Below are 23,190 nucleotides of genomic sequence, written 5' to 3'. Positions count from 1 at the left end.
GGCGTTATCCTCGCAAAATGGCGGTCAGGCCTTTGGCGCCGGCATAGTCTTCGGCGAAGGCCAGCAGAGCGGGCGCGTCCAGCGGCGTGCGGGCGGCACGGTAGGGCTCGCCGAGCAGGTGGTACTTGTTGATGCCCAGCGTGTGGTACGGCAGAAAGTGGATCTCCGACACGCCGATCTCGTCGGCGGTGAAGTCGACGATCGCGCGGACAGAGCGGCGATCGGCGTTGAAATCGGGGATCAGCGGCACGCGCACGGTCATTGGCACGCCGTGCGCCGCCAGCCGGCGGAAATTGTTCATCACCCGGCGGGCGGAGCCGCCGGTCCAGGCTCTGAAGCGCGCTTCGTCGGTGTGTTTGAGATCGGCCAGCAGCAGATCCAGCCACGGCAATGAAGGCGCGATGTAACGCCACGGCACGTGCAGACAGGACTCGACGGCGGTGTGGATGCCGGCCTCGCGGCCGCGCCGCAGCAGTTCCGCCGCGATCTCCGGCTGCATAAAGGGCTCGCCGCCGGACAGCGTTAAACCGCCGCCGCTGCGCAGGTAGAAAGGCTTATCCCGCATCACCTCGGCCATGATATCGTCGGGGTTGACCGAGCTGCCGCACAGGCTGAGCGCGCCGGTCGGGCAGGTGGCGGCCAGGGCTGCGTAGTCGTCTGCGCTGATGACTTCACGCCGCAGCGTCAATGCCTCCTCGTCACGTTGCAGGCCTTGTGGGCAGCGCGCGGCGCACAGCGTGCAGCCGCTCAGGCACAGGCGCTCGTCAAACAGCAGGTCTGCGTGGCGCGAACGGCTTTCCGGGTTCTGACACCAGCGGCAGCTCAGCGGGCAGCCTTTTAAAAAGACCACGCTGCGGATGCCGGGGCCGTCATGGGTCGAGTAGCGCTGCAGATTAAAGAACATGAGTCACCCGTTTGGCGTTGCTGAATCTTTCGCCATTAAAGGTGTTTCGAATGAAAGTCGAATTGATTTTGATCAAAGGTTGGCGGTTTTTTTGCCCTATGATGATCAGAGTTTGAATCCGCCCACAGAACATGACACAGGAGTCCGTGATGGAGCTTTATCTCGATACCGCCGATGTGACCGCGGTAAAACGCCTGGCGCGCATTCTGCCGCTGCACGGCGTCACCACCAACCCGAGCATCGTGGCGAAGGAAGGCAAGCCGATCTGGGAAGTGCTGCCCGCGCTGCGCGACGCCCTCGGCGGCACCGGCAAGCTGTTTGCGCAGGTGATGGCGGCCGATGCGGAACGTATGGTGGCGGAGGCGGCGCTGCTCAGCCAGCGGGTACCGGGGCTGGTAGTGAAGATCCCGGCGACCGCCGAAGGGTTGGCGGCGATCAAGAAGCTTAAAACGATGTCCATTCCGACGCTGGGCACCGCAGTGTACGGCGCCGGGCAAGGGCTGTTGGCGGCATTGGCCGGGGCGGAATATGTGGCGCCTTATGTCAACCGCGTGGACGCGCAGGGCGGCGACGGCATCGAAATGGTGCACGAGCTGCAGCAGCTGTTGAGCCTGCATGCGCCGTCGGCGCAGGTGCTGGCCGCCAGCTTCAAAACGCCGCGCCAGGCGCTGGAGTGCTTGCTCGCGGGCTGTCAGGCCATCACGCTACCGGTGGACGTCGCGGAGCAGTTCCTGAACGCGCCGGCGGTGCAGGCCGCGGTCGAGAAATTCGAACAGGATTGGCAGGGGGCGTTCGGCTCGACGCTGTTAGGCTAAAGCCAGTAAAAAGGGCGCCGCGGCGCCCTTGCTTGATGCTCGGTTCGTTTAGCTGCGGCTGGCCTCTTCCCTAAGCGCGGCGCTGACCTCGTGCGCCGTCGGTTGTTCGGAACGCAGCGCCCGGCGGATCGCGAAGAAGGCGGCGATCAGCATGGTCACCGCCACCAGCATAAAGAACCCGCACAGCGCGGCGTTGATCTGGTTGCTGAACACGATGGTCTCCATGTCCTTCAGCGACTTGGCCGGCGCAATGATCGTGCCTTGCTCGATGCCGGTAGAGAATTTCTTCGCCTGCGCCAGGAAACCGATGCTCGGTTTCTCATGGAAGATCTTCTGCCAGCCGGCGGTCATGGAGGTCACGAACAGCCAGGCGGTCGGCAGAATGGTGACCCAGGCGTAGCGCTGCTTTTTCATCTTGAACAGCACCACGGTGCCGAGGATCAGCGCCATCGACGCCAGCATCTGGTTGCCGATGCCGAACAGTGGCCACAGGGTATTGATGCCGCCGAGCGGATCGACCACCCCCTGATACACGAAGAAGCCCCAGCCGGCCACCGCCACCGTGGTGCCCGCCAGGTTTCCGAACCAGGAGCGGTTGTTGGCCAGCTGCGGCACCGCCACGCCCACCAGATCCTGCACCATAAAGCGGCAGGCGCGGGTACCGGCGTCGACGGCGGTCAGGATGAACAGCGCTTCGAACAGAATGGCGAAGTGATACCAGAACGCCATCATCGCCCGGCTGTTGAACACCTCGCTGATGATGTGCGCCATACCCACGGCGAAGGTCGGGGCGCCGCCGGCGCGCGACAGAATGGAGTTCTCACCTACCTCTTTGGCGATCAGCGCCAGCGTTTCCGGTGTGACGATAAAGCCCCAGCTGTTAATCACCTGCGAAGCATTTTCCACCGTGGTGCCGATCAGCGCCGCCGGCGAGTTCATGGCGAAGTAAACGCCCGGATCCAGCACCGAGGCGCAGATCAGCGCCATGATGGCGACGAAAGACTCCATCAGCATGGCGCCGTAACCGATAAAGCGAATGTGGCTTTCGCGCTCCACCAGTTTGGGCGTGGTGCCGCTGGAAACCAGCGCGTGGAAGCCGGAAATGGCGCCGCAGGCGATGGTGATGAACAGGAATGGGAACAGGGCGCCGGCGAACACCGGGCCGCTGCCGTCGATAAAGCGCGAAACCGCCGGCATTTTCATCTCCGGCATGGCGAAGACGATGCCGATGGCCAGACCGATGATGACGCCGATCTTCATAAAGGTCGAAAGGTAGTCGCGCGGCGCCAGCAGTAGCCACACCGGCAGCACCGAGGCGACGAAGCCATAGATCACCAGCACCCAGGTCAGGGTGGTGCCATGCAGCGTGAAGAACGGCCCCCAGTAGGGATCTTGCGCCACGTTGCCGCCGTAAACGATCGCCAGCAGCATCAGCACGAAGCCGATTACCGAGATTTCAGCGATCTTACCTGGACGAATAAAACGCATGTAGACGCCCATGAACAGCGCGATCGGGATGGTGGCGGCGATGGTGAACAGCCCCCACGGGCTGTCGGCCAGCGCCTTCACCACCACCAGCGCCAGCGCCGACAGGATGATGATCATCACCCCCAGCGCGCCGAGCATGGTAATCACCCCGGCGAACGCCCCCAGTTCCTGTTTAGCCATTTCCCCCAGTGAACGCCCGTCGCGGCGGGTGGAGATGAACAACACCAGGAAGTCCTGCACCGCGCCGGCCAGCATGACGCCGACCAGGATCCAGATGGTCCCCGGCAGGAATCCCATTTGTGCGGCCAGGATCGGCCCCACCAGCGGCCCGGCGCCGGCGATGGCGGCGAAGTGGTGGCCGAACAGCACCCATTTGTTGGTGGGCACGTAGTCCAGGCCGTCATTATGGCGTTCGGCCGGGGTTAGACGGCGGTCATCCAGTTCAAAGACCTTGTCGGCGATGAACCGGCTGTAGAAGCGGTAGGCGATGCTGTAGCAGGCGACGGCGGCGACCACCAGCCAGACGGCGTTGACGTGTTCGCCGCGGCTGAGCGCCAGCATGGCGAAGGCGAAAGCGCCGACCAACGCCACCAGCAGCCAGATAAGTCCGGACCTGATGTTTTTCATGAAACAACTCCTTGGCGTACAGAGGTAGAAATTGACGTTGTTATTAGGAATGACGTTTTAACAGTAGAAGTTTTGCCGCTGAACCGCGGCAGGTCGGATGAGAAATGTGAAGCAGGTGGGGTTTTGGTGTAAAAACAAGGCGATGAAACGCCGTTGGCGCAGGCTGCCGCCCACGCATTTCCGAACAGATTTTCATTCTGCACTTTTACTGCGCATGCAGCGAATCATCGCCGTTTTTTATCTGGGTGCGGCGTTTGTCGGCTTATTATTTCATCTGTAGAGGTGTGCCGAAATAAAATGGCGCGCATCGTGTTATACCTTTATTTTCATCCGCATGTTTATTCATTCATTAAATAAATAATAGGGAAAGAAAAGGGATTTAATTATGATAAATAAAGTTATTGAAGGGTATTTACCGCAGCTCACGGCGATTCGTCATGATATTCACCAGCACCCGGAGCTTGGCTTCGAGGAGTTTCGTACCAGCGATTTGGTGGCGGACTATTTGAGTTCGTGGGGGTATGAGGTGCACCGCGGATTGGCGGGCACTGGTGTGGTGGGGACGTTGCGGGTGGGTGACGGCGTGAAAAGCCTCGGGCTGCGCGCCGATATGGACGCCTTGCCGCTAGAGGAAAACAACGGCAAACCCTGGAGCAGCAGCGTAGCCAACCGCATGCATGGCTGCGGCCACGACGGGCATACCACCATGTTGCTTGGCGCTGCGCGTTACCTGGCGCAAACGCGCAATTTCAACGGCACATTGCATGTGATTTTCCAGCCGGCGGAAGAGACGCTGGATGGCGGTGCGCGCATGGTGGAACAGGGGCTGTTCGAACGCTTCCCCTGCGACGCCATTTTCGCCATGCATAATATGCCTGGGTTGCCCGCCGGCGAGTTCTTTTTCCAGCACGGTCCCTTTATGGCTTCTTCGGATCAGATTGTGGTCACGATACAGGGGCGTGGCGGCCACGGCGCCATGCCGCATTTGACCGTCGATCCGGTGCTGGTGGCTTCGCACATTGTCATTGCGCTGCAGAGCATCGTATCGCGCAATACCAATCCGCTTGAAGCGGCGGTGATCACCGTCGGCAGCATTAAAGCCGGTGAGGCGGCCAATGTGATCCCTGATAGTGCGGAAATGAAGCTCAGCGTGCGATCGCTGGGGCGCGAATGGCGAACAACGCTGTTAACGCGCATTCCTGCGCTGATTCAGGCGCAGGCGCAAAGCTTCGGCGCCACGGCAATCGTGAACCACATCAACGGCGCTCCGGTATTGGTTAACGATGAGGCTATGACGCGCTTCGCGCATCAGGTGGCGCAGCAGCAGTTTGGCGCCGCGCGCGCGCACTACGGCGCTAAGCCGCTGATGGGCAGCGAAGATTTCACCTTCATGCTTGAGGCGCAGCCGCGAGGCTGCTATCTGCTTATCGGCAATGGCGACGGTGAAGGAAGCTGTATGGTGCATAACCCGGGATACGACTTTAACGATGAATGCCTGGCGGCGGGCAGCCATTATTGGGGCGCGCTGGCGGAAGCGTATTTAAAATAAGTCAGAAAAATAATAACAGGGAAGATAATAATGAGTGAAAATACGGCGGTGATGCAATCAGAAATAAACGCGCCGTCGAAGACGGGCGGCAAGAAAGTGATATTTGCCGCCTCCTTCGGTAATGCGCTGGAATTTTTCGACTTCGGCATTTATAACTTCTTCGTCATTTATATCAGTGTGCTGTTCTTTCCGCCGTCGAGCGATCCTAATCTGGCGTTGCTGCTGGCGTTCGCCACGTTCGGCGTCAGTTTTATTATGCGGCCTCTGGGCGGTATTTTGATCGGCGCCTATGCCGATCGCCGCGGCCGCAAACCGGCGATGATCCTGACGATTTCACTGATGAGCCTGGGTACGGCGATGATCGGCTTTGCGCCGACCTACGCCAGCGCCGGCTATTGGGGAACCATCACGCTGGTGGTGGCGCGCCTTATCCAGGGGGTGGCGGCGGGCGGAGAGGTGGGGGCGTCGATGTCGTTGCTGGTGGAGTCGGCGCCGCCCAATCGGCGCGGCTTCTATTCCAGCTGGTCACTGGCGACGCAGGGCATCGCCAGCGTGATTGGCGGTGTGACAGCGCTGGGGTTGAGCGCCGCGCTGCCGCTGCTTTCGGGCGAACCGAACGCGATGGCTGAATGGGGCTGGCGCATTCCTTTCTTTATCGGCGTGGCGCTTGCTCCGCTCGGTTGCTGGCTGCGCCTCGGGCTGGAAAGCGACCGTCCGCCGATGCCGCGCACTCAGGAGCCGCCTGTGCAGCTGCGCCGGCACTCGCGTGCGGTGGTGCTCGGCGTGATGTTGACCATCGGCGCCACGGTTGCCACGTACATTTCTATGTATTATCTCGGTACCTTTGCGGTGAAGTATCTGGGCATGGCGCAGACTTACGGTTATGCCGCGATGCTGCTGGCCGGGATCATCACTTTCGGCGGCAGTTTGCTGGTAGGGGGCTGGTGCGATCGCTATGGCCGTCTGCCGCTGATCCGCTGGGCGCGGATCGCCATTTTGCTGCTGGCGTTGCCAGTTTTCTGGCTGCTGACGGTGGCGCCGCATCCGGCGGTGTTGCTGAGCGTGGTTACGCTGATGGTTGGGCTAACGACGTTGGGGTCTGTTCCCACGCTGTTGGTGATTTCCGAGCTGTTTCCGCAGCGGGTTCGCGCGTTGGGGTTTGCGTTGGTTTATAGCCTTGGCGTCGCAATTTTCGGCGGCTTTGCCCAATACATCGCTTCACAGTCGATCGCGCTCAGCGGTTCGCTGCTGGCGCCCGCCGGCTATCTGATGTTGGCGACGCTGATCTCGCTGGCCGCGCTGCCGCTGTTGCGTGAAACCGGCGGCGATCCGCTGCGCTAGCAGACGCGGGGCGATAAAAACGCCGGCGGTTCTCACCGTCGGCGTTTTGCGTTGCGGCCGCTTCAGGTTGGCGTTCAGGCCGCAGGGCGGGCGATTACGCTGCGGGTTTCCATGCGCACTTCAGCGATGGTGACCTGCAAGGTGTCGCTCTGGCGGTAAACCACTTCACCTTTGATCTGCACGGTGCCGGTTTCCTGGCTGCATTGCATCTCGTCACGCACCGCATGAATGAACGGCGCCGGGATGAAGGCAACCGCGCCGTTGTCCAGCAGGCGCACACGCAGGCCGCCGCGTGTCACGTCGATAATCTCGGCGTTGAAGCGGGTATCGGTACCGGCCTTGTCCTGCAGGAAGCGGGCGTACAGCCAGTCGCCGACGTCGCGTTCCGCCATGCGGTTCAGGCGGCGGCGTTCCGCCAGCTGCACCGTTACGTCATCCTGCGGTTTTTCGGCCGATTGCTGGTTGATGATTGCCTTCAGCAGGCGATGGTTGACCATGTCGCCGTATTTACGGATCGGCGATGTCCAGGTGGCGTAAGCCTCCAGCCCCAGACCGAAGTGCGGCCCCGGCGTGGTGCTGATCTCCGCGAAGGTTTGGAAGCGACGGATACGACTGTCAAGGAACTGAGTCGGCTGCGCATCCAGATGGCGGCGCAGTTCGCAGAAGCCCTCAAGGGTCAGCAGTTTTTCGGCTTCGGCTTCCACGCCGTTAGCCTGCAATACGGTGACCGCTTGTTCAACCAGCGCGGGATCGAAACCGGTGTGCACGTTGTACACGCCGAAGCCCAGGCGATCGCGCAGCACGATGGCGGCGCAGACGTTGGCGGCGATCATGCACTCTTCAACGATGCGGTTGGCGCTGCGGCGCTGCTCGGTGACGATCTCCAGCACGTCGCCTTTTTCACCCAGCACGAAGCGGTAGTCCGGGCGATCTTTGAATACCAGCGCATGCTGGTGGCGCCAGGCGTTACGCGCGTCGCAAACGCGTTTCAGCAGGGTGATCTGTTGCGCGATGGCGTCGCTCGGCGGCTGCCAGCCGGCAATGCCTTCCAGCCAGTCGGAAACTTCGTCGTACACCAGTTTGGCTTTGGATTCGATCTCGGCGGCGAAGAACTGAATATCGTCGCCCAGCGCGCCGTCGGCGGCGATGGTTACGCGGCAGGCCAGCACCTGGCGGCGCTCGTTAGGGCGCAGCGAGCACAGGTTGTCCGACAGATCGCGCGGCAGCATCGGGATGTTGAAGCCCGGCAGGTAGTTGGTGAAGGCGCGCACGCGGGCGATATCGTCCAGCTTGCTGCCTTGCTCGACGTAGGCGGTCGGATCGGCGATGGCGATGGTCAACTGCAGCGAACCGTCAGCGTTGTCGGTCACGTACAGCGCATCGTCCATGTCCTCGGTGCTGGCGCTGTCGATGGTGACGAATTCGAGCGCGGTCAGATCTTCACGCACCAGCGCCGCGTTCGGCTCGCTGAGGGCCTGCATCTCCGGCGCCTCTTTTTCCAGGTTGTGACGCGCCAGCGTCACCCACCACGGGGCGAAATGGTCTTCACCGTTGGTGATAAACTGGGTCAGATCGGCGTTGAAGCCGCGATCACCTTTCAGCGGATGGCGGCGCATTTCTGCCACCGCCCAGTCGCCAGCCTGGAAGTTGTGGGTCAATTCACGCACCGGGCGGCACGGAATCGCCTCTTTCAGCAACGGATGATCGGGCACGATGGACAGACGATCGTCGCGCTTTTGCACGCGGCCGACAAAGCGCGACAGGAACGGCTCGACCAGGGTTTCCGGCTCGGCGATTTCGCGCTCTTTCTCGGTGTGCAGGGTGGCGATAATGCGATCCCCGTGCATGACTTTCTTCATGTACGGCGGTGGAATGAAGTAACTTTTTTGACCGTCTACTTCAAGAAAGCCAAAGCCTTTCTCAGTCCCTTTCACGACGCCTTCAACGCGCGGGGTCTGAGAGTGAAGTTGCTGTTTAAGCTGCGCCAGCAGCGGGTTATCTTGAAACATATCGTCCAGTGAATGGGTTGTGAGTGGCAAGATTTGCGGCTGACAGTTTTACGCGAATCACCCGCTGCGAGCAAGCCTAACGTCACGGAACCCCGCGTTGCCGCGCGATTTTGCGCAAGAATGGTCAATCGAAGTGCGATAGATGAAAAACCCCGGCGCGAGGGCCGGGGTGAAGGAGGGGGCAATCAGTCCTGCAGCGGCGTCGGCTGCAGGATTTCAATCCAGTAATCGTCCGGATCGCGAATGAACGCCACGTAGTTCATGCGGCCTTCATGCAGGCGTTTCTGGAAGGTGACGCCCAGGCGCTCAAAACGCTCACAGGCGGCGCGCACGTCCGGCACCGTGACGCACAGGTGGCCAAAGCCGCGCGGCTCGCCGTTGCCGTTGTGGTAGTGGAAATCCGCCTGATTTTCGGTGCCGTGGTTATGGGTCAGTTCGAGAATGCCCGGTTGGCTCAGCGCCCAGCGTTTGCGTTCGTCGTCATCCTGCGGGATCTGCTCGCGCGGGCTGCGCGTCAGGTAGCAGATGGTGAAAGCGGCTTCTTCGAACGTTTCCAGATAGACAGGCGTAAAGCCCAGTACGCGGGTATAGAAATCCAGCGCCTTGGTCAGGTCCTTCACGCGGATCATGGTGTGGTTGAACACGTAACCATCGGTTACCGCGTCCGGTTGGGCCGCCACGCCGGGCAGCGTCAGTAGGTCATTCAGTGGCATCAGAGATCCTCCTCAGGGTGTCGGCAGACTGTAGATGAAATCGATGCTAATCTAAAGTGATTGTTTTTAACTAAAACACTAACTAAAAGTGAATGATAAATGAAGCTGAGTCAGCTGAAGTTTTTCTGTACCGTGGTGGAGCATAAAACCATCGCCGCCGCCGCCCGCGAGCTGCACTGCGTGCCTTCCAACGTCACGCTGCGGCTGCGCGAGCTGGAGGAGTCGCTGGGCGGCGAACTGTTTTTTCGCGACAAGAACCGGCTGTACGTCAATCCCAAAGGCCGGTTGTTCTACCAGCAGGCGCGCGACATCGTGGCGCAGGCTGAGCGCAGCAAGCAACTGTTCGCCGGCGAGTACCAGCACGGGCTGCTGAACCTCGGGGCGCTGGATTTCTCGCTGGTCAGCCATTTGCCGGCGCGCATCGCCCGGCTGCGCCGTTTACAACCCCATCTGCAGATCAACGTGCTCAGCCGCGATTCATTGGTGCTGGAGCGCATGCTGATCGACAGTACTCTCGATCTGGCGATCACCGACGGCCCGATTGAACATCCGTTGCTGGCCAGCCAAAAGGCGTTTGACGAGCGGCTGGTGCTGCTGATGCCGGCGGATGTCGGGCAGCCCGACGCCGCCACGCTGGCGCCGCTGGAGTTTTACACGTTCAGCCGCGAGTGCTCGTTCCGGCTGAAGGTCGATCACTGGCTGGCCTCGCGCGGGCTGAAACCGCGCATGACGCTGGAAATGGAATCTTATGCCGCGATGGCGGCCTGCGTGCAGGCCGGCTGCGGTGTCGCCTGCGTGCCGGGTTCGTTGCTGCCGCTGATCTTGCCGGCGCCGGGGCTGAAGGTGGTGGAAATGGGCGAGGAGGGCGTGAGCGATCTCTATTTCGTCTGGCGGCGGCATCAGCTGTCCGAGGAATTGCAGACTATCCTGGAAATATTGGCGCGCCCGGCGTGAACCGGGCGCGCGTTTTCAGGCGATGCGCAGCGACGGCTGCTGCTCGCTGCGGCGGATCACCACCGGAATCGACTTTGAGGTCGGGGTGCCGGTGCCGTCGCCGAAGCTGGCCAGCGGCACCAGCGGGTTGGTTTCCGGGTAGTAGGCCGCCAGATTGCCACGCGGGATGTCGTAACTCACCAGCTTGAATCCATCTACCTTACGCACCACGCCGTCGTTCCACAGGGTTTCTATCTCTACCCGTTCGCCATCCTGCAGGCCCAGCGCCGCCAGATCTTCCGGATGGATGAACAGCACTTCGCGCTGACCGTAAACGCCGCGGTAGCGGTCATCCAGACCATAGATGGTGGTGTTGTACTGATCGTGCGAGCGCAGCGTCTGCAGGGTAAACGGCGCTTGCTCGCCGCCCAGCTGCGGGAACAGGGTAGTCGGCAGCGCGGCGTCGCTGAATTCCGCCTTGCCGCTCGGCGTGGCGAAACGCAGTTCGGCGGCGGCATTGCCCAGGTAGAAACCGCCGGGCTGCTCGCAGCGCCGGTTGAAATCCTCAAAGCCGGGAATGGTGGCGGCGATATGATCGCGGATCAGCGAGTAGTCGTCGGCCAGTTCCAGCCAGTCCAGCTGCTGTGTGCCCAGCACCGCGTCGGCGATGCCGCAGACGATCGCCGTTTCCGAACGTTGCGTATCCGCCAGCGGTTTGCCGATGCCTTCCGAGGCGTGAACCATGCTGAAAGAATCCTCGACCGTGATGTACTGTGAGCCGCTGGCCTGCATGTCCAGTTCGGTGCGGCCGAGCGTCGGCAGGATCAGCGCGTCTTTGCCGGTCACCAGGTGGCTGCGGTTAAGTTTGGTGCTGATGTGCACCGTCAAATCGCAGTTGCGCAGGGCGCGGGCGGTGCGCTCGGTGTCCGGCGCCGCGGCGGCCAGATTGCCGCCCAGCGCGATCAGCACTTTCACTTCGCCGCGCAGCATTGCTTCGATCGCTTCCACCGTGTTGTGGCCCACCGCGCGATTGGCGGTGAAGTTAAAGTGGCGTTCCAGACTGTCGAGCAGCGCTTTGGGCGACTTCTCATCGATCCCCATGGTGCGGTTGCCCTGAACGTTGCTGTGGCCGCGTACCGGGCACAGACCGGCGCCCGGTTTGCCCAGTTGCCCGAACAGCAGCTGCAGGTTGGTGATTTCACGCACCGTCGCAATAGAGTGCTTATGCTGAGTCACGCCCATCGCCCAGGTGCAGATCACTCGTTCAGCGCCCTGGTAGGTGGCCGCCGCCTGGCGCAATTGCGCTTCGCTCAGACCCGATTGCGCGGTAATGGTCCGCCACTCGGTGGCGTCCACCTGCGCCAGGTATGCCTCCACGCCGACGCTGTGCCGCTCGATAAACGCCAGGTCAAACAGGGGGGGCTCACCGGCGGCCAGCCGCTGGCGGTGGGTTTCAAGCAGCGCTTTCACCATGCCGCGCACCGCCGCCATATCGCCGCCCAGATTCGGTTGGTAATAGGAGGAGCTGATCGGCGAGGATTTTGGCGTCAGCATCTGCACCGGATCCTGCGGATCGGCGAATCTTTCCAGCCCACGCTCGCGCAGGGTGTTAAAGCTGACGATGCGCGCGCCGCGTCGGGCGGCGTTTTTCAGGCTGTGCAGCATGCGCGGGTGGTTGGTGCCGGGGTTTTGACCGAACACGAAGATGGCATCGGCCTTTTCGAAGTCATCGATGCGGATGGTGCCTTTGCCGACGCCGATGCTCTGTTTCAGCCCAACGCCGCTCGCCTCGTGGCACATATTGGAACAGTCGGGGAAGTTGCTGGTGCCGAGCATGCGGCCAAACAGTTGATAAAGGTACGACGCTTCGTTGCTGGCGCGGCCCGAGGTATACAGCTCGATTTGGTTCGGGTTGTCCATTGCGTTGATGTGCCTGGCGATCAGCGCCAGTGCGTCCGGCCAATGAATAGGCTCATAGTGGTCGGTTTCGGCGTTGTAGCGCATCGGATGGGTGAGGCGCCCCTGGTATTCGAGGAAATAGTCGCTCTGCTGCTGCAGGGTGCTGACGCTGTGGGCGGCGAAGAACTCAGGCTCCACGGCGCTGCGCGTCGCTTCCCAACTGACCGCTTTGGCGCCGTTTTCGCAAAAGCTGAAGGTGCTGTGGTTGTCGTCGCCCCAGGCGCAACCGGGGCAGTCGAAGCCGCGCGCCTTGTTGACGCGCATCAGGTTGCGCATGTTTTTTAGGGTTTGTTTACTGTCGAGGACAAAGCGGGTGGTGGCTTCAAGCGAACCCCAGCCGCCCGCCGGGCCGGTATAAGGCTTGATTGACGGTTTGAATTTCATGGTGACACTTCGCAGGTGGTTGTAGCTAAAAAGTAAACGCTTTTTTATGCGTTTTGCGTATTTATGTCACAAGTTTAGGAGCGCGGCAGGCGGGCGTCTAATCGAATGGTGCAATGGCGGCATAGAGCATATCTATCGCAGATGGATGTTGACCTAAACAAATGGTTGCATAAAGACACCCGCTGCAAAAGAGTAATGGTTTCGCCTGAAAGTGAATTCATGCAGTCTATCTCGCGGATTATATTGGCATTTTATTTAGCCTGCGGGCCTGAGGAACACAGCGTGAAGCGTTCAGTATCAGTAGTGATCGGCGGTATGTTACTGCCTTTGGCGGCGCAGGCGGCGGAAACGGCGTCCCATTTTCCCGCCATGACTCCACCGGCGATAGACGCCGCCTCTTACGTGTTGATGGATTACACCACTGGCCAGGTGTTGGCCGCCGGCAATGCCGACGAGCGGCGCAATCCGGCCAGCCTGACCAAACTGATGACCGGGTTGGTGATCGACCATGCGCTCGACCAGCATAAGATTGGCCTCGACGATGTCGTCACCGTGGGGAAAGACGCCTGGGCGCAGGGCAACCCGGTGTTCAAAGGATCCTCGCTGATGTTTCTGAAACCCGGTGACAGGGTCACGGTTCGCGATCTCAGCCGCGGCATCATCATTGATTCCGGCAACGACGCCTGCGTGGCGATGGCGGACTATGTGGCGGGCAGCCAGGCCAACTTCGTCAAGCTGATGAACGAAAAGAGCGCCCAGCTGGGATTGCAGAACACCCATTTTGAGACGGTGCACGGGCTGGATGCGCCAGGGCAGTTCACCACCGCCGGCGATCTGGCGGTGATCGCGCGCGCCATCATCATGAGCGAGCCGGCGGAATACCACATGTACAGCGAGAAATCGCTGACCTGGAACGGCATCACGCAGCAGAACCGCAACGGCCTGCTGTGGGATAAGACTCTGCACGTCGACGGCCTGAAAACCGGGCACACCGCCTCGGCCGGCTTCAACATCATCGCCTCCGCCACCGAAGGAGATCGCCGCCTGATCGCCGTGGTGATGGGCGGAAAAAGTTCCAAAGGCCGCGAGGAACAGGCGCGTAAGCTGTTGACGTGGGGGCTGCGCGACTTTACCACGGTGCACCTGTTCAGCGCCGGCCAGAGCCTGGGGGAAGAACCGGTCTGGTACGGCGAAAGCCACCGCTTGCCGGTCGGCAGTGCGCAGGACCAGTCGCTCAGCCTGCCGAAAAGCGAGGCGGACAAACTGAAGGCGCAGTACGTGATCAATGCTGCGCGGCTGGAAGCGCCGGTCAACAAAGGACAAACCGTTGGCGAGATCCGCATCAGCGATAATGGCCAGGTGGTGAAAACCCTGCCGCTGGTGGCGCTGCAGGCGGTGCCGCAGGGCGGCGTGTTCTCACGCCTGATGGATTACATGAAGCTGAAGCTCTGACTCACCGGGCGAGCGACGACGCCCGGTGGTATACTGAGCGCGAATGCCGATCATTGAGCCGCGCTATGGATATTAAACAACTGATTTATTTGTGTAATTTAGAACGGGAACGCCACTTCGGCCGGGCGGCGGAGGCCAGCTTCGTCAGCCAGCCGACGTTGTCCATGCGATTGAAAAACCTGGAAAAAGAGCTGGGCGTTTCGCTGATTAACCGCGGCAACCATTTCGGCGGTTTTACCGCCGAAGGCGAGCGGGTGCTGGCGTGGGCGCGTGAGATCGTCTCGGTTTACCAAGGGCTGAAGCTGGAGGTGGAGTCGCTCAAGCACGGTTTGCACGGTACGTTGCGCCTTGGCGTGGTGCCGCAGTGCAGCATCTCGGTGGCGGAAATGCTCAAGGCGGTCAGCGAGCGTTATCCGCATCTTGATTACCGGCTGGCGGTGCTGAGCGCCGATCAACTGCTGGAGGCGTTGACGGCGCATACCGTCGACATCGGCATCGGCTTTTTCGAGCTGTCGACGCTGAAGGAACTGCATTTTCAATCACAACCGCTGGTGGAAACCGGCGTTGAGCTGGTATTTCATCCGCAACACTTCCCTAAGCTGGTGGGCGACACACCGTTGCCGCTGGAGGCGGTGGCCGCCTTGCCGCTGTGCCTGGCCGAGCCGACGCGGTATTTCCGCCGCTATCTCGATCAGCATTTCCGCGACGCCGGGTTGACGCTGCACACGCGGCTGGAGACTGCCTCGATCTTCCAGCTGCTCGAGGGCATTTTCGTCGGCTTGGGCTGCGGACTGTTCCCGCGCGGCCAGCTGCAATCGCCGCTGATGCCGGCGTTGCAGCGCCGTCCGGTGGCCATCGGCGCCATGCCGCGTCATGCGGCGGTGGTGGTCGATATGGCGGAGCGCGCCACGCCGTTGGCGCAGAAGTTTTTCGATGCCGCCAGCGAGTGGTTGCGGCGGCAAAAAGAATAGAGACGTTTATGTTTATCCTATGTTCCCGCCATGATTATGGCCCTACGGGGCCATAATCATGTTTTCTCTAACGGCCGATGAAATCATGTTAATTACTGATGGTAATGGTCGGATCCCAATAGAAATAACCCAGTAATTTCTGATCGCCGCCGTTTGGCCGATAATAAAGGCCAAATTGGATGCAATAGTTTTCCGTGCCGGTATTGGTAATGTCCGCCTGTATAAACCAATAGGTTTGGTTGGTGAAGCTGACGGGGAATACGGTATTTTGCGCCGGCATCATCGAGCTGCGGGTATACATTTTGAAGGTCGGGTTGGAGAAAACCTGGGTGCCGCTGCCGAACTGCGGCAGCCCGTAGATCAGCACGCTGGCGTCGAAATTGGCGGATTCCGAGGTGCCGGTCCAGCGAATGACATCGCCGACATTGGCCTTAAAGTTCAGGTCCGCCGTGCCGGAGCCGCCGATCACCTGTTCGGAGGTGACGACCATGTAGGCGTATTGATGGCCAATGCCCGTCGGGTTGCCGGCGTCCTGGCTGGGGTTGTTATTCTCGAATGCTTCTATCAGGGCATCGGTATCGATGACGACAATCACGTTAACGATACTGTTGCTGGATTTCAGTTCTTGTTCAGACATAGGGTTACCTCACAATATTTTTTTGCTGTGATAGAAAATTAAAATAATGGGAATAACGGCGAGCGTTTATCTTTGTTGAATATTTAAAAGGGGTCATCACAACGCCGCTATCGGCTTAATCATAGAAACTAAATAGCAAGACGACCACTGCTGAAAGGTTAGGGGTGTTAATGAGTCCATCTATTAATTAGCAGGGTTAAAACCTTGTTTTACTGCTTATGCGATGAGGACGGTTACAGAATTGAGCGATGGCGCAATCTGCCTATTACTTTGTTTGCAGACATAATTTTGACGAACCCTGTTTTTCGCCGATGGTAGAACAAAACGAATCATAATCCTGATAAATGAAGTGTGTTTGGATTTTTGCTTTATCAATTTATATTTTGGTGAAGTTTTTCGCCGAAACAGAGAAGGGTGAGTTAACGGCGAAGGACGCTAGCCGTCAACTCAGTGATGACAAATCACGGCGCCGGTTGTGCCGGTTCCGCATCGCCCAGCGTTTGGCGCAGGCGGTTTTCCCAGGCGTAGAGCGCGACGGTGAGGATCACCTCCAGCGCCTGCGCCTGATCCAGGCCGCTGTTGAACAGCGGCTGCACGCTCTGCGGGGTGAACTTCTCAGGTGCGCGAGTCAGCTCGGCGGCGGTGCGCATCACCGCGAGTTTTACCGAATCTTCGGTATACGTCAGCCCCTGAGGCAGCCCGGCGAACAGCGCCTGAACCAATCCCTCATCCTGCAATTCTTGCGCGACGGTGGCCGCGCAGTAATGGCTGCCGTTGATGCGCGAGACCGCCAGCGTCGCCAGCGCCTTCAGGCGGCTCGATAACCCATATCCTTCGGCATTGATGCCGTTGAACACCCCGTTACGCTCGCGCAATGCGGCGGCATCGTGCGCCAACAGCAGATAATAAGATTCGGCGCGCGCCTGCGGGTGGCTCTGATCCAGCACATCAAGCTGTTCGGCGGCGGCGGCTTCGGTGTCGATTGGCGGCAGACGCGCGGTCCAGCTTAACTCTTCGGCACTGAACGCGACGCCATCGGCGTCTTCGACGTTAGGGAAGCCGGGCACCACCACCGCCGGCCGGCCGGCCAACGCCGCGACACCCGCGACCACGCGCGCCTGATAGCTGACAAAACCGATCACCTGCGAAAAGGTGACGATATCCGCTGGGCTCAGCCCGACGTCGGCGAGCTGTTGCAGCGCCTTGCGGCAAATCAGCGTGGGCTGGCTGGCAAGCTGGCGGGCATATTGGGTGATCTGAGCAAGGCGGATATTGCTTTCCCGGGAGGCGTCCGGGCTGTGCAGCGGGGCGAGGCGGGCGGCGTAGTGGCTACAAAGCGATTGCACGCCCGTCACCTGAGCGACGGTCAACGCGGTGCTGAGGCGATCGTAGGGTGACAATGTCACGTATCGTGATAATGGCACCTGATCGGGAAACAGCGCGTGGTAGCCGGCCAACGAGGCGCTGAACACGCCGGCGCGAGCGCTGAGCGCATTGTTTAAGGCTTCATCGGCGAAGGCGCCCAGCCCCAGCAGAAAGCGATCGCGAAGGGTGGCCGCCTGCGGTTCCAGCGGCGCATCGCCCCGCACGCTGCTTTGGGTTTCGTGATACCACTGGGCATTATGTTGTCGACGGAGTCGTTCCATAGGGTCAATCCTTAATCATGATCAACAGCCGCCGCTGCGCGCGGCAGCGTCGGCTGGACAAAGAGGCAACATGCCCGCAGGCGGGGCGAAAGGCGGTTTTAGCGCAGCTCATCACAGCAGAGGGCGTGGCCGTAAACAGAAAAACCGGCTGCCAGCGTGAGCAGAAACTGCGTAAGGCGGCGATGGCGAATGCTGTTCATCAGTGCGATATCCTGTCGTATGAGAAGTGCAACGTAGGGGATATCCTCACCGATCGCCCTGGCGAGATAAAATAATGTTACGGACTAATCAATAACTGAAAGGAATAAAATATAAGGATATATAACAAGAATGTAATTTGCATGTGCGCTTTCTTGCTAAGCGGCAGGCGCGCAAGGCGATAAAAAACCCGCCGCAGCGGGTTTGTAGGTGAAGGTGTGACTCAGAAGCGGCCGCCGTCGCGCCGCCAGGCATCGGCGGTCAGCGCCTCGCCGAAGTGGCTGGCGATAAGGCGCTTGGTCAATTCGTGCAGCGGCGCCGCCAACACCTCCGCGGTGCTGCCGCGTTCGACGATTTCCCCTTCGTGCATCACCAGCACCTGGTCGCTGATATGCTTCATCATGCCGAGGTGCTGGGTGACGTAGATATAGGAAATACCGTGTTTTTCCTGCAGCTCCAGCATCAGGTTGATGATTTGCGAGCGCATCGACATGTCCAGCGAGGCCAGCGCCTCATCGGCGACGATCACCTTCGGTTGCAGGATCAGCGCACGGGCCAGCGCGACGCGCTGTTTTTGCCCGGAGGCCAGCATGTGCGGATAGTAGTAGGCGTGATCCGGCAGCATGCCGACCTGGCGCAGCGTCTGGTTGATACGCTGCTCGCGCTCGGCAGGCTCAAGATCGGTGTTCAGCCGCAGCGGCGCGTCCAGCAGCTGGCCGATGCGCTGGCGCGGGTTGAGCGAGGTGCTCGGATCCTGAAAAATCATGCGAATGCGCTGGCTGCGGTAGCGATAGTCGCCGAATTCCAGCGGATGATCGTCGATCAACAGTTCGCCGGCGGTCGGTTCCACCATGCCGGAGAGCATCTTCGCCAGCGTGGATTTGCCGGAGCCGTTCTCGCCGATCACCGCCAGCGTCTGGCCTTCGCGCAGGGTAAAGCTGACCGATTTCACCGCCTCGACGTGCTGGCGGCGGAACAGCCCGGTGCGATAGCGGTAGGTTTTGCTCAGGTTGCGCACTTCCAACAGCGTTTCCATGTTATTGCTCCTCCATGTTCAGCGGGAAGTGGCAGGCGAAGAAGTGGTTCTTGACCGGGCGCAGGCGCGGCGTTTCGATGCACTTCTTCTGCGCGTAAGGGCAACGCGGCCCCAGGCGGCAGCCGATCGGCAGGTGCTCCAGCGAAGGAATGGCGCCCGGCAGCGTATTCAACCGGCTTTTGTGCGGCAGCGAGCGGCCGAAGTCCGGCATGGCGCGGATCAGCGCCTGGGTGTAAGGGTGGTGCGGCGCCGCCAGCAGTTCTTCGCACTGGGCGCTTTCCACCGTTTGCCCGCAGTACAAGACGTTCACCCGATCGGCCCACTTGCTCATCATCTGCAGGTCGTGACTGATCAGCAGAATGGTGGTGTTGTTGTTCTGGTTGAGACGCGCCAACAGGCGGAAAATCTGCGCCTGCGTGGTCGGTTCCATGGCGTTGGTCGGCTCATCGGCGATCAGCAGGCGCGGTTGGTTGGCCAGCGCGATGGCGATCATCACTTTTTGGCACTCGCCTTCCGTCAGCTCGTACGGGAAGCTGCCCATGATGTCGTCATGATCCTTGATGCCGACGCGGTGCAGCAACTCGATGGCGCGGCGTTTGCGCCAGTTGAAGCGCTGCCACCAGTGGCCCTTGTAGGTCCAGCCCGGGATGGCCTGTGCCAGCTGGCGGCCGATGCTCTCGGAAGGGTCGAGACAGGACTGCGGCTCCTGGAAGATCATTGAGACGTTGTGGCCCACCAGCTTGCGCCGCTCGCGCGGGCTCAGCTGCAGCAGATCGATGTCGTCGAAGCGGAAACGATCGGCGGTGACGCGCCAGTTGTCTTTGGTCACGCCGCAGATGGCTTTGGCGATCAGGCTCTTGCCGGAGCCCGATTCGCCCACCAGGCCGCGCACCTCGCCCTCGGTCAGCGTCATGCTGACGCGATCGACCGCCTTGACCGGCCCTTCGGCGGTCATAAATTCAATCGTCAGATTGCGGATATCGAGTAACGGCATTATTCCACCCCGGCATTGATTGCGCGGCGCATACCGTCGCCTAACAGGTTAACCAGCAGCACGCTGACGAGGATGGCCGCGCCGGGCAGCATCACCGTCCAGGGCGCGACGTACACCAGCTCGAGCGAATCGCCGAGCATCGCTCCCCATTCAGGAGAAGGCAACTGCGCGCCGAGATCGAGGAAGCCGAGCGCGGCGATATCCAAAATAGCCATCGACAGCGCGCGGGTGAATTCGGTCACCAGCACCGCCGCGATGTTCGGCATGACCGCATACCACAGGATCTGCAGCGTGGAAGCGCCGTCAAGCCGCGCCGCCACCACGTACTCTTTCTCCAGCTCATCGTGCACCGCGCTGTAGATGGTGCGCACCATGCGCGGCAACAAGGCGAGCCACACTGCCAGCATGGCGTGTTCCAGTTTGGGGCCGATAAACGCCACCACCACGATCGCCAGCAGCAGCGACGGAATCGACAGCAGGGTATCGAGGATATGGTTGAGCACCGCCGAGCGCAGCCCGTGGGTGACGCCGGCGAACACGCCGAGGATCACCCCGCAGAAAGCCGCGGCCAGCGTCACCGCCAGCGCGGAACCGAAGGTAGCGGCAGTGCCGGTCAACAGGCGGCTGAGGATGTCGCGCCCGAGATCGTCGGTGCCGAGAAAGAACGACACGTTGCCGTAGCGCGACCAGGACGGCGGCAGCAGTTGATAGCCGAGGAACTGCTGATCCAGCGCGTAGGGCGCCAGCAGGCTGCCGAACAGCGACAGCAGCAGCAGGGCGATCACGCCGTAAAAACCGATCATCGCCAGCGCGTCGCCGTAGAAAATCCGCCAGGTGTAGCGCAGCGGGCTCGGCATCTTTTTTTCGCGGTATACGTTATCGAAGGGCATACCATTCCTTATGTTTCAGCGGGTTGGTTGCCGCACCCAGAATGTCGGCCAGAACGTTAATGGTGATCACCAGCGTGCCGACCACCATCACGCCGGCGGAGATCGCCGCATAGTCCTGCTGGCGAATGGCGTTGATCAGCCACCGGCCGAGGCCCGGCCAGCTGAACACCACTTCGGTGATCATCGCCAGCGTGAGCATGGTGGAGAACTGCAGCCCCAGCTTGGGCACGATCGGCGGCAGCGCGTTGTGCAACACGTGGCGACGAATGATGGTGAAGCGCGACAGGCCGCGGGTGGCGGCGGCCTTGATGTAGTTTTGGCTCAGCACGTCGTCGGTGCTGATGCGCATCAGCCGCACCACTTCGGTGGTGGGCGCCACCGCCAGCGCGGCGATCGGCAGGATCATGTGGCGCAGGGCGCTGCCGATCATCTCGGCGCGATACGGCGAGTCCGACAGCCAGGCGTCGATCAGCGCGAAACCGGTGATGGGTTTCACCTGATACAGCAGATCGAAACGGCCGGAAACCGGCAGCCAGCCGAGATGCAGCGAGAAAAACAGCATCAGCAGCAGCGCCAGCCAAAACACTGGCATCGAGAAGCCCAGCAGCGCGAAGGTGCTGATGGCGGTGTCCTGCCACTTGCCGCGCAGCACGCCGGCGATGATGCCCAGCGGAATGCCGATGAACAGCGCCAGAGCGAAGGCCAGCAGGCACAGTTCCATGGTGGCCGGGAACACTTCGCGCAGCTGTTCGCTGATCGCCTGGCCGTTGATGCTGGAGACGCCGAAGTCCCAGTGCAGCAGGCTGACGAAGTAGAACTGATAGGCGTCCAGCAGGGCGGCGCCGTTCAGCGGCGCGCGCGGCGTGAAATAGCTCAGGCTGAAGCTGACCAGCGTCAGGAAGAACAGCGTGATCAGCAGCAGCAGAATGCGGCGCAGGGTAAAGATAATCACTTTTTCACCTCCGGCGCGGATTCACGGTACACCCCGGCGAACGAGGCGTTGCCGAACGGGCTCAGCACCAATCCCTTGATGTCGTAACGATAGGCCTGCAGGCGCAGAGAAGACGCCAGCGGCAGCACCGGCAATTGCTGCTCGAGGATTTTCTGCGCCTTGCGGTAGTTGTCGATGCGCTGAGACAGCTGCTGCGACAGCAGCGCGTTCTGCAGCACTTCGTCAAAGCCCGGATCACACCAGTGAGCATAGTTGGTTTGCGAACGGATTGCCGCGCAGCTCAGCAGCGGCCGGAAGAAGCTGTCCGGATCGTTGCTGTCGGTGGCCCAGCCGGTCAGGGTCAGATCGTGGTTCATCTCCATCAGGCGCGCTTCCTGGAAACGGCCCTCTACCGGCACGATGGTGACGTTGATGCCCACCTGGCCGAGATCGGCCTGGATCAGTTCGGCGGTTTTCAGCGGGCTCGGGTTGTAAGATTGCGAGGCGGTCGGCACCCACAGCTTCAGGTTCAGCTGGCTGACGCCGGCCTGCCGCAGCATCTCGCGCGATTTGGCCGGATCATACTCGGTGACGTGCGCATCGTTGTCGTAGGCCCAGGAGGCGCGCGGCAAGATCGAGGCGGCGGTTTCCGCCGTGCCGTAATAGATCGACTGCATCAACCGTTGGTTGTTGATCGCCAGCGAGATCGCCTGGCGCACATTGAGGTTGTCGAGCGGCGGTTTACGGGTGTTGAACGCCAGATAGGCGATGTTCATCCCCGGGCGCAGCGTCAGGCGCAGGCGCGGATCGTCGCGCAGAATCGACAGCTGGCTGGCCGCCGGATAGGCCAGTACGTCGCACTCGCCGGTCAGCAGCTTGGAGAGGCGGCCGGTGCCGCCGGCGCCCAGATCGATCACCACCTGCGGCATGCGCGGCAGGCCTTTCCAGTAGGCGGCGTTGCGCGCCAGGCGAATATATTGCCCCGAGCGGTATTCGTTGAGCAGGAACGGGCCGCTGCCGACCGGCTCGCGATCGATCAGCTCCTGATGGCCTTCGCGCGTCAGCGTGTCGGCGTATTCGGCGGACAACACAGGCGCGTAGTGGGTGGCCAGGTGCCACAGGAACGAGGCGTCCGGCGACTGCAGGCGAATCTCCACCGTGTAGTCGTCGAGCTTTCTCACGCTCTGCACCGAATCACCGAACTGCAGGCTGTCGAAATAGGGATATTCGCCGCCGTTCACGTCGTGATACGGGTGTTTCTGATCGAATACGCGGGCAAAGCTGAACACCACGTCGTCGGCGTTCATCTTGCGGGTGGGCGTGAACCAGGCGGTGGTCTGGAACGGCACGTCCTTGCGCAAATGGAAGCGGTAGGTGGCGCCGTTATCCAGCACTTCCCAGCTTTGCGCCAGCTCGGGGATCAGGCGATAAGTGTAGGGATCGACGTCCAGCAGGCGATCGTACAGCTGGGCGGCCAGGGTATCCACCGTCAGGCCGCTGCTGGCCATTTGCGGGTTGAAGGTATTCAGTATGCCGCTGACGCAATAAACAAAGCCGCTTTGGCGAATGTCCGGCAGCGGCGCCGCGGCGGGCGCGGGCGGTGTTGTCGCGGCCAGGGCAGAGCCCGTCAGGCACAACGACAGTATCCAAAAGGGTAAACCACGCATAGAGGCTCATGGGTTAATCAGCAATAGCGTTAGTGTATCGCACTCT

At 60.9% G+C, this 23,190-nt stretch carries 19 protein-coding genes; 7 read left to right on the top strand and 12 right to left on the bottom strand.

Annotated features, from left to right (window positions below):
• Window positions 1-4: 4 nt before the first annotated feature.
• Complete coding sequence (locus WFM45_RS09130) at window positions 5-904, bottom strand: glycyl-radical enzyme activating protein (protein WP_015378029.1); 900 nt, start codon at window positions 902-904, stop codon at window positions 5-7.
• 149 nt (window positions 905-1,053) lie between these two features.
• Between WFM45_RS09130 and fsa the strand changes: the two genes are divergently transcribed.
• Window positions 1,054-1,719 carry a fructose-6-phosphate aldolase gene (fsa, locus tag WFM45_RS09125; protein WP_015378028.1) on the top strand — a complete coding sequence of 222 codons (666 nt, stop codon included), beginning with the start codon at window positions 1,054-1,056 and terminating at the stop codon, window positions 1,717-1,719.
• Between the two features lie 48 nt (window positions 1,720-1,767).
• Here the strand turns inward: fsa and WFM45_RS09120 are convergent, their stop codons facing one another.
• On the bottom strand, window positions 1,768-3,834 hold the full coding sequence (locus WFM45_RS09120) for a carbon starvation CstA family protein (protein ID WP_085336628.1): 2,067 nt from the start codon (window positions 3,832-3,834) through the stop codon (window positions 1,768-1,770).
• Window positions 3,835-4,219: 385 nt separating this feature from the next.
• Between WFM45_RS09120 and WFM45_RS09115 the strand changes: the two genes are divergently transcribed.
• Window positions 4,220-5,383 (top strand): M20 aminoacylase family protein, encoded by a 1,164-nt coding sequence (locus WFM45_RS09115; RefSeq protein ID WP_082996740.1) that lies wholly within the window; start codon window positions 4,220-4,222, stop codon window positions 5,381-5,383.
• Window positions 5,384-5,434: 51 nt separating this feature from the next.
• Window positions 5,435-6,724, top strand: coding sequence for an MFS transporter (locus WFM45_RS09110; protein ID WP_373365532.1), 1,290 nt, complete (start codon window positions 5,435-5,437; stop codon window positions 6,722-6,724).
• Between the two features lie 74 nt (window positions 6,725-6,798).
• On the opposite strand, the gene WFM45_RS09105 is transcribed toward WFM45_RS09110, so the two are convergent.
• Complete coding sequence (locus tag WFM45_RS09105) at window positions 6,799-8,733, bottom strand: exoribonuclease II (RefSeq protein WP_060559725.1); 1,935 nt, start codon at window positions 8,731-8,733, stop codon at window positions 6,799-6,801.
• Window positions 8,734-8,918: 185 nt separating this feature from the next.
• Window positions 8,919-9,446: a lactoylglutathione lyase gene (gloA, locus tag WFM45_RS09100; RefSeq protein WP_004930603.1), complete on the bottom strand. Its 528-nt coding sequence runs from the start codon at window positions 9,444-9,446 to the stop codon at window positions 8,919-8,921.
• Between the two features lie 99 nt (window positions 9,447-9,545).
• Here gloA and WFM45_RS09095 point away from each other — a divergent pair, with 99 nt between their 5' ends.
• Window positions 9,546-10,400, top strand: coding sequence for a LysR family transcriptional regulator (locus WFM45_RS09095; RefSeq protein WP_103085328.1), 855 nt, complete (start codon window positions 9,546-9,548; stop codon window positions 10,398-10,400).
• Between the two features lie 15 nt (window positions 10,401-10,415).
• On the opposite strand, the gene WFM45_RS09090 is transcribed toward WFM45_RS09095, so the two are convergent.
• On the bottom strand, window positions 10,416-12,722 hold the full coding sequence (locus WFM45_RS09090; protein ID WP_336955253.1) for an FdhF/YdeP family oxidoreductase: 2,307 nt from the start codon (window positions 12,720-12,722) through the stop codon (window positions 10,416-10,418).
• 282 nt (window positions 12,723-13,004) lie between these two features.
• On the opposite strand from WFM45_RS09090, the gene dacD reads away from it, so the two are divergent.
• Window positions 13,005-14,174 carry a serine-type D-Ala-D-Ala carboxypeptidase DacD gene (gene dacD / locus WFM45_RS09085; RefSeq protein ID WP_049188995.1) on the top strand — a complete coding sequence of 390 codons (1,170 nt, stop codon included), beginning with the start codon at window positions 13,005-13,007 and terminating at the stop codon, window positions 14,172-14,174.
• Between the two features lie 65 nt (window positions 14,175-14,239).
• Window positions 14,240-15,145, top strand: coding sequence for a LysR family transcriptional regulator (locus tag WFM45_RS09080; protein ID WP_103085326.1), 906 nt, complete (start codon window positions 14,240-14,242; stop codon window positions 15,143-15,145).
• 88 nt (window positions 15,146-15,233) lie between these two features.
• On the opposite strand, the gene WFM45_RS09075 is transcribed toward WFM45_RS09080, so the two are convergent.
• Both WFM45_RS09075 and WFM45_RS09070 read right to left on the bottom strand, forming a co-directional pair.
• Window positions 15,234-15,782 carry an inclusion body family protein gene (locus WFM45_RS09075; protein WP_015378018.1) on the bottom strand — a complete coding sequence of 183 codons (549 nt, stop codon included), beginning with the start codon at window positions 15,780-15,782 and terminating at the stop codon, window positions 15,234-15,236.
• 461 nt (window positions 15,783-16,243) lie between these two features.
• On the bottom strand, window positions 16,244-17,428 hold the full coding sequence (locus WFM45_RS09070; protein ID WP_103085325.1) for a CMD domain-containing protein: 1,185 nt from the start codon (window positions 17,426-17,428) through the stop codon (window positions 16,244-16,246).
• A 17-nt stretch (window positions 17,429-17,445) separates the two neighbouring features.
• Here WFM45_RS09070 and WFM45_RS09065 point away from each other — a divergent pair, with 17 nt between their 5' ends.
• The gene (locus WFM45_RS09065) at window positions 17,446-17,703 is read left to right on the top strand and encodes a hypothetical protein (protein ID WP_004930590.1); all 258 of its coding nucleotides are present in this window, start codon (window positions 17,446-17,448) and stop codon (window positions 17,701-17,703) included.
• Window positions 17,704-17,849: 146 nt separating this feature from the next.
• Here the strand turns inward: WFM45_RS09065 and sapF are convergent, their stop codons facing one another.
• From sapF to sapA, 5 genes are read right to left on the bottom strand one after another with little or no spacing between them, the layout of a single operon-like run.
• Complete coding sequence (gene sapF, locus WFM45_RS09060) at window positions 17,850-18,662, bottom strand: putrescine export ABC transporter ATP-binding protein SapF (protein ID WP_004930589.1); 813 nt, start codon at window positions 18,660-18,662, stop codon at window positions 17,850-17,852.
• Between the two features lies 1 nt (window position 18,663).
• On the bottom strand, window positions 18,664-19,656 hold the full coding sequence (gene sapD / locus WFM45_RS09055) for a putrescine export ABC transporter ATP-binding protein SapD (RefSeq protein ID WP_016927551.1): 993 nt from the start codon (window positions 19,654-19,656) through the stop codon (window positions 18,664-18,666).
• Entirely contained in the window at window positions 19,656-20,546 is an 891-nt protein-coding gene (gene sapC, locus WFM45_RS09050) for a putrescine export ABC transporter permease SapC (RefSeq protein ID WP_004930580.1), read from the bottom strand. The genes sapD and sapC overlap by 1 nt, the downstream gene beginning before the upstream one ends.
• On the bottom strand, window positions 20,533-21,498 hold the full coding sequence (gene sapB / locus WFM45_RS09045; protein WP_004930575.1) for a putrescine export ABC transporter permease SapB: 966 nt from the start codon (window positions 21,496-21,498) through the stop codon (window positions 20,533-20,535). Before sapB ends, sapC begins: the two co-directional genes overlap by 14 nt.
• Window positions 21,495-23,144 (bottom strand): ABC transporter substrate-binding protein SapA, encoded by a 1,650-nt coding sequence (sapA, locus tag WFM45_RS09040; RefSeq protein ID WP_033632925.1) that lies wholly within the window; start codon window positions 23,142-23,144, stop codon window positions 21,495-21,497. Before sapA ends, sapB begins: the two co-directional genes overlap by 4 nt.
• Window positions 23,145-23,190 lie beyond the last annotated feature (46 nt).

The sequence above is a fragment of the Serratia sp. KG1D genome, from assembly GCF_037150675.1.
Classification (GTDB): domain Bacteria; phylum Pseudomonadota; class Gammaproteobacteria; order Enterobacterales; family Enterobacteriaceae; genus Serratia; species Serratia nematodiphila.
The sequence above is the reverse complement of the archived record's forward strand: the minus strand, read 5'-3'. Positions and strand labels throughout refer to the sequence as shown.

What these genes read in the sequence shown, in the direction of transcription:
- WFM45_RS09080 (WP_103085326.1), top strand. Translation starts at nt 14,240, where the DNA reads ATGGATATTAAACAACTGATTTATTTGTGTAATTTAGAACGGGAACGC.
- sapC (WP_004930580.1), bottom strand. Translation starts at nt 20,546, where the DNA reads ATGCCCTTCGATAACGTATACCGCGAAAAAAAGATGCCGAGCCCGCTG.
- fsa (WP_015378028.1), top strand. Translation starts at nt 1,054, where the DNA reads ATGGAGCTTTATCTCGATACCGCCGATGTGACCGCGGTAAAACGCCTG.
- sapD (WP_016927551.1), bottom strand. Translation starts at nt 19,656, where the DNA reads ATGCCGTTACTCGATATCCGCAATCTGACGATTGAATTTATGACCGCC.
- WFM45_RS09130 (WP_015378029.1), bottom strand. Translation starts at nt 904, where the DNA reads ATGTTCTTTAATCTGCAGCGCTACTCGACCCATGACGGCCCCGGCATC.
- sapA (WP_033632925.1), bottom strand. Translation starts at nt 23,144, where the DNA reads ATGCGTGGTTTACCCTTTTGGATACTGTCGTTGTGCCTGACGGGCTCT.
- gloA (WP_004930603.1), bottom strand. Translation starts at nt 9,446, where the DNA reads ATGCCACTGAATGACCTACTGACGCTGCCCGGCGTGGCGGCCCAACCG.
- WFM45_RS09105 (WP_060559725.1), bottom strand. Translation starts at nt 8,733, where the DNA reads ATGTTTCAAGATAACCCGCTGCTGGCGCAGCTTAAACAGCAACTTCAC.
- WFM45_RS09120 (WP_085336628.1), bottom strand. Translation starts at nt 3,834, where the DNA reads ATGAAAAACATCAGGTCCGGACTTATCTGGCTGCTGGTGGCGTTGGTC.
- WFM45_RS09065 (WP_004930590.1), top strand. Translation starts at nt 17,446, where the DNA reads ATGATCAACAGCCGCCGCTGCGCGCGGCAGCGTCGGCTGGACAAAGAG.
- WFM45_RS09095 (WP_103085328.1), top strand. Translation starts at nt 9,546, where the DNA reads ATGAAGCTGAGTCAGCTGAAGTTTTTCTGTACCGTGGTGGAGCATAAA.
- WFM45_RS09070 (WP_103085325.1), bottom strand. Translation starts at nt 17,428, where the DNA reads ATGGAACGACTCCGTCGACAACATAATGCCCAGTGGTATCACGAAACC.
- WFM45_RS09110 (WP_373365532.1), top strand. Translation starts at nt 5,435, where the DNA reads ATGCAATCAGAAATAAACGCGCCGTCGAAGACGGGCGGCAAGAAAGTG.
- sapF (WP_004930589.1), bottom strand. Translation starts at nt 18,662, where the DNA reads ATGGAAACGCTGTTGGAAGTGCGCAACCTGAGCAAAACCTACCGCTAT.
- WFM45_RS09075 (WP_015378018.1), bottom strand. Translation starts at nt 15,782, where the DNA reads ATGTCTGAACAAGAACTGAAATCCAGCAACAGTATCGTTAACGTGATT.
- WFM45_RS09090 (WP_336955253.1), bottom strand. Translation starts at nt 12,722, where the DNA reads ATGAAATTCAAACCGTCAATCAAGCCTTATACCGGCCCGGCGGGCGGC.
- WFM45_RS09115 (WP_082996740.1), top strand. Translation starts at nt 4,220, where the DNA reads ATGATAAATAAAGTTATTGAAGGGTATTTACCGCAGCTCACGGCGATT.